Genomic DNA, 4,741 nt, shown 5'->3' on the forward strand with positions numbered 1-4,741 from the left:
ATCCAGGGCTTTGCTAAACCCATTGATCCGTTCTGTAAATCTTGTAGTGGCCAGGCTTTGAGGAGTGTCATTTCCGTTCAGGATCACCATCACGGTTTTGGCGTTGTTGTAACGAAAATACACATATATCCCGTTTTCCGGTACATATTGCATCAGCTTACCGGTTTGCAGCACTTCGTTCTGTTTACGGTAATGAGCCAGCTTACGCAGGTAACCGAACACTTCGTTCTCTGCATCAGTGCGGCCGGCAGCGGTGAACTTGTTCACGGGATCACCGGCCCATCCGCCTTTAAAATCTTCCCGCACCAGGCCATCGGGATTACAGAAATTCTTCATTAATATTTCTGCGCCATAATAAAGCTGCGGAATACCACGGGTGGTAAGCATGCATGCCAGCGCCATCTTATACTTGGAAATGTTTTCGTTGGTAACGGAAAAGAAACGGCTCAGGTCATGATTATCCAGGAAGATCACGTTACGGGTAGCATCCTGGTATACGAAATCGTTTGACAGCATATTATACAAGCCGGTAACGCCGTCCTGCGCTTTGGTTTTGCCATTCACCAGGTCTGAAACAGCCCAGAGGAACTGAAAATCCGTTACGCCCTGTAATTCAGTATCGAAGCCATGGTTAAGGGTATTGCCCTGTGTAAACACGGCCTGGTTAGGTACGCCATGCACAAAAGTTTCGCCAAAGAAGGTAAGCTGAGGGTATTCCTTTTTCATGGCTTCCGCCCATTCTTTCATATACCCGGCATCGTTATAACCATAGGTATCCAGGCGGAAACCATCCACGCCGGCATATTCTATCCACCAGATATGGCTTTGTGTAAAATAGTTGCGTACATAAGGATTGGCCTGGTTCATGTCGGGCATGTGCAGATCAAACCAGCCATCGGTCATGAGCTTTTTATCGGCCTGTGCTGCGTAGGGATCAAAGATGGGCTGCTCTTTGAAATTAGAGCGGGTAAACTCCGGCCATTGATGCACCCAGTCTTTGGAAGGCAGGTCCAGCATGGTCCAGTGGCGGCTGCCAATATGGTTATGCACCAGGTCCTGGATCATTTTCATACCGCGTTTGTGCAGCTCGTCTGTGAGTTTTTTATACAGCTCGTTGTTGCCATAACGGCGGTCAATGCGGTAATTTTCCGTAGCGGCATAACCATGATAGGATGCGGAAGGCTGGTCGTTTTCCAGCACAGGGTTCAGCCACAGTGTGGTAATGCCCAGGTCCTGCAGATAATCCAGGTGGTCAATAATACCCTGCAGATCGCCGCCGTGCCGGTAGTACATAGAGTCCCGGTTGAGGGTGGTTTGCTGCATACCTTTTACAATGTCGTTGCTTTTATCGCCATTGGCAAAACGGTCGGGCATTATAAGATATACCAGGTCCTTATTGGTTACGCCCTGTGCTTTTGTTACATGGTTACGGGCTTTCAGCTCGTAGCTATAGCTGATCTCCTTTGCGCCGGGTTTGGTAAAACGGATCTTAAAAGTACCCGGTTTGGCGGCGGTATTAATATCCAGGTCTACAAACAGGTAGTTTGTATTCTCTACCTTATGCACTTCCTTTAAGGTTACGCCGGGATATTCCAGCTGCACATTGCGTTCCGCTATCTTATCCCCATGTATAATTAACTGCAGGAAAGGTTGCTGCATCCCGGCCCACCAGAATGCGGGCTCAATACGCTCCAGCGGCGGAAGCTGGGCGGAGGAGGAAGTGGTTACGCTTAGAAATAGTACGGCTATGAGAAAAAGTTGCTTCATGTAAAACTTCGTTCTTTAATTACGAATTAGTTAATTACGAATTACGAATTAGAATGCAGCGGATCAGTGAATTTGATTGTATGTATTGTAACCTTCACTATAAACAATCGGCCTCAGCGTAGTACTGCATTCTTAATTCGTAATTGATTAATTCGTAATTGAATCAATATCCTGTGTTTTGTTGCAAATTCGGATTCGCGGTTCTGTCGGCGGCTGGGATGGGATACAGCGTGCGGTAATCGTCCACTGCCTTGCCTTCCTTCACATTTCCTTTCCAGGGCCACAGGTAGCTGCTGCCGGTAAATTTACCAAAGCGGATCAGGTCTGTTCTGCGCTGTCCTTCCCAGAACAGCTCACGGCCGCGTTCTGCAAGAATAAAATCCTGCGTAAGCTGCGGCTGTGTAATATTACCGCTGGTGTTTCCGTAGGCGCGTGCACGTAAGCTGTTCACATACTGCAGGGCTGTTGCGGCACTGCCGCCGGTACCACCGCGCACTACTGCTTCTGCATACATCAGGTACACATCTGCCAGGCGGAACATCGGGTAATCCGTATCGGGGAAATCGCCTGTCTGGTCAGAGCCGTGTACTCCTGTGCTGCTTACGTTGCGGTACTTGCCAATGGCATAACCATCGGTAAATGTAAAGATGTCGTTGATCTCCAGGTTTTGCCCACTGGTATAGAACATGGCGCGTTTATCCGTGTTGCCGGAAGGATCGGCAAACTGTCCTACAAACGCTTTGGTGGTGCGCAAACCGGCCCATCCGCCGTTAATACCAAAGCTGGCTGCAGGCATACTGCCGCCTACTGCTGCATGCACCAGGAAGGTCATGCCGCCATAGGTTTTGGTGCGGATGCCATCAAACGTGATGGGGAAAATGATCTCCGGAGAGGTGTTGTTATCTGTCAGGAACAGCTTACGGTATTCATCTGACAGCGCATATCCTGCACCGATCACTTTAGTGCAATAAGCAATGGTTTCCGTGTATTTCGGTTGTTTAATATAAACTTCTGCATTCAGGTACAGCTTTGCCAGCAGGGTCCAGGCAGCGGCTTTATCTGCGCGGCCATACTCATTCTGGCGGGCATCTACCAGGTCGGCATCAATAGCTTTCAGCTCTGCTTCTATATAATTGAACAGGTCTGCGCGGTTGATCTGTTTTGGGAAGAAGGATGCGCTCACCTCATCTGTTTCCGTTGAAAAAGGCACGTTACCAAACAGGTCCAGCGCATGCCAGTAAGCCAGGGCTCTTAAGAAGCGGGCTTCTGCGCGGAAGTGTTTTGCATTTTCCAGGTCTGCGCCACTGATGCTGTGGCTACTCAGCTTATCGTCTGTTGTTTCGCGGATGAACTCATTACATACGGCTATCTCGTAAAAGATACGGTCGTAGGTAGCTTTAATAAATTCGTTGCCGGCGGTCCAGGTCATTTTGTGATAGTCCGGCAACGTACCGTCGTTCCAGGATATTACTGCTTCATCTGTAGGCAGCTCCTGTGCTGACCAGTACTGGCGGATGTAGTTGGAAAAGCCTTCGTCGATACCGGTAAGGTCCGGCTTACCTGCTGGCCCTTGCTGGCCGCTGATGGCATAACCTGCATACAGCTTGGCCAGGATGGATTTGTAATTCTTAAAATCGTTATATACGCTGGCGGATGTTTGGTCGTAGAACGGCACACGGTCCAGGTCTTTGGTGCAGGAGCCTGCCAGTAAGGTCATACTCACACAGCCGGCCACTACCCATTTATTGATATATTGCTTTATCATTTTTTCCGGTTTTGGTCAATTAAAAATCAAGATTCACACCCAGGGAATACACGCGTGGACGGGGATAGAACTTGTTGTCTATGCCTTCGCCTACATTGGTGGTGCCCACTTTATCATTCCCCAATTCAGGATCCAGGCCGCTGTAACCGGTGATCACGAACAGGTTTTGTACGGTGGCGGATACACGCAGGTTTACCTTATCCCTTAACAGGTGTTTGAAATTATAGCCCAGGCTCAGGTTATCCATGCGCAGGAAGGAAGCATTCTCTACATAGTAATCAGAGAAATACTGGTTCACTGCAAAACCGGTTTCGTTTATGCTGGTGGACATATTAGCCAGGTAGTTCTGGTATGAGAAGTTGCGGTAAGCGCCGTTGTTGGAGCTGGCATTGTTATATACATAGTTGCCAATGCTGCCGCGTAAAGAGAATCCCAGGTTCCAGCTTTTATAAGCGAACTGTGAATTGAACCCTAACAGGAATTTAGGATTAGGTGATTTATAACGGTAACGGTCGTCCGGAGTTATCTGTCCGTCTTTGTTCAAATCTTCATACTGTCCTTCCACCGGTTTACCATCTTTATACACTTGTTTGTACACGTAGTAAGAGAAGGGTGCGTAACCTACGGAGTGGATCTCAACCGTGTTACCGGTACCGCCGGAAATAGTGCCGATGGGTATGCCCTGCGCCTTGGGATCCTGTACCTTGGTAAGGTTCGTGATCTTTATGTTATTGTAGGTGAAGTTAAAACCTGCATCCCAGCTAAAGTCTTTGGTGCTGATGGGCGTAGCGTTCAGGGTGAACTCTATACCTTTTGTTTCAATGTTTCCTACGTTGGTAAGCAGTTGGTTGGTAAGGTTGGAGCCGGCTGCTACCGGTATTACGCTCAGCAGGTCTTTTGTTTTCTTCACGTAATAATCCACGCTGCCGGAAATGCGGTTATTCAGGAAACCGAAGTCCAGGCCGGCGTTATAGGTTTTTGTTTCTTCCCATTTGATGTTGGCATCATAACCTTCCGGGCGCAGGGTAAGGTAATAGCTGTTACCAAACTGGTATTGCGCGGTAGGATCACTGAGGGTGTAACGGGGCAGGTACGGGTAATCGGTTAAGAGCCCGCCAAAATCCTGCTGGCCGGTAACACCATAGCCTATACGCAGTTTCAGGTCAGAGATGGTTTTGGAATTTTTCAGGAAAGCTTCCTGGTTAATAC

At 48.5% G+C, this 4,741-nt stretch carries 3 protein-coding genes; all 3 read right to left on the reverse strand.

The genetic code is table 11. From position 1 onward, the window contains the following. The coding region (locus VIM87_RS02620; RefSeq protein WP_331995462.1) for a glycoside hydrolase family 13 protein at positions 1–1,767 on the reverse strand (1,767 nt) is incomplete at its 3' end. 163 nt (positions 1,768–1,930) lie between these two features. Beyond that, positions 1,931–3,532, reverse strand: coding sequence for a RagB/SusD family nutrient uptake outer membrane protein (locus VIM87_RS02625; RefSeq protein WP_331995463.1), 1,602 nt, complete (start codon positions 3,530–3,532; stop codon positions 1,931–1,933). Positions 3,533–3,551: 19 nt separating this feature from the next. After that, positions 3,552–4,741, reverse strand: a 1,190-nt coding sequence (locus VIM87_RS02630; RefSeq protein ID WP_331995464.1) for a TonB-dependent receptor domain-containing protein, incomplete at its 5' end; no start/stop codon positions are given.

This window comes from Chitinophaga sp. (genome assembly GCF_036569125.1).
Lineage (GTDB): Bacteria > Bacteroidota > Bacteroidia > Chitinophagales > Chitinophagaceae > Chitinophaga.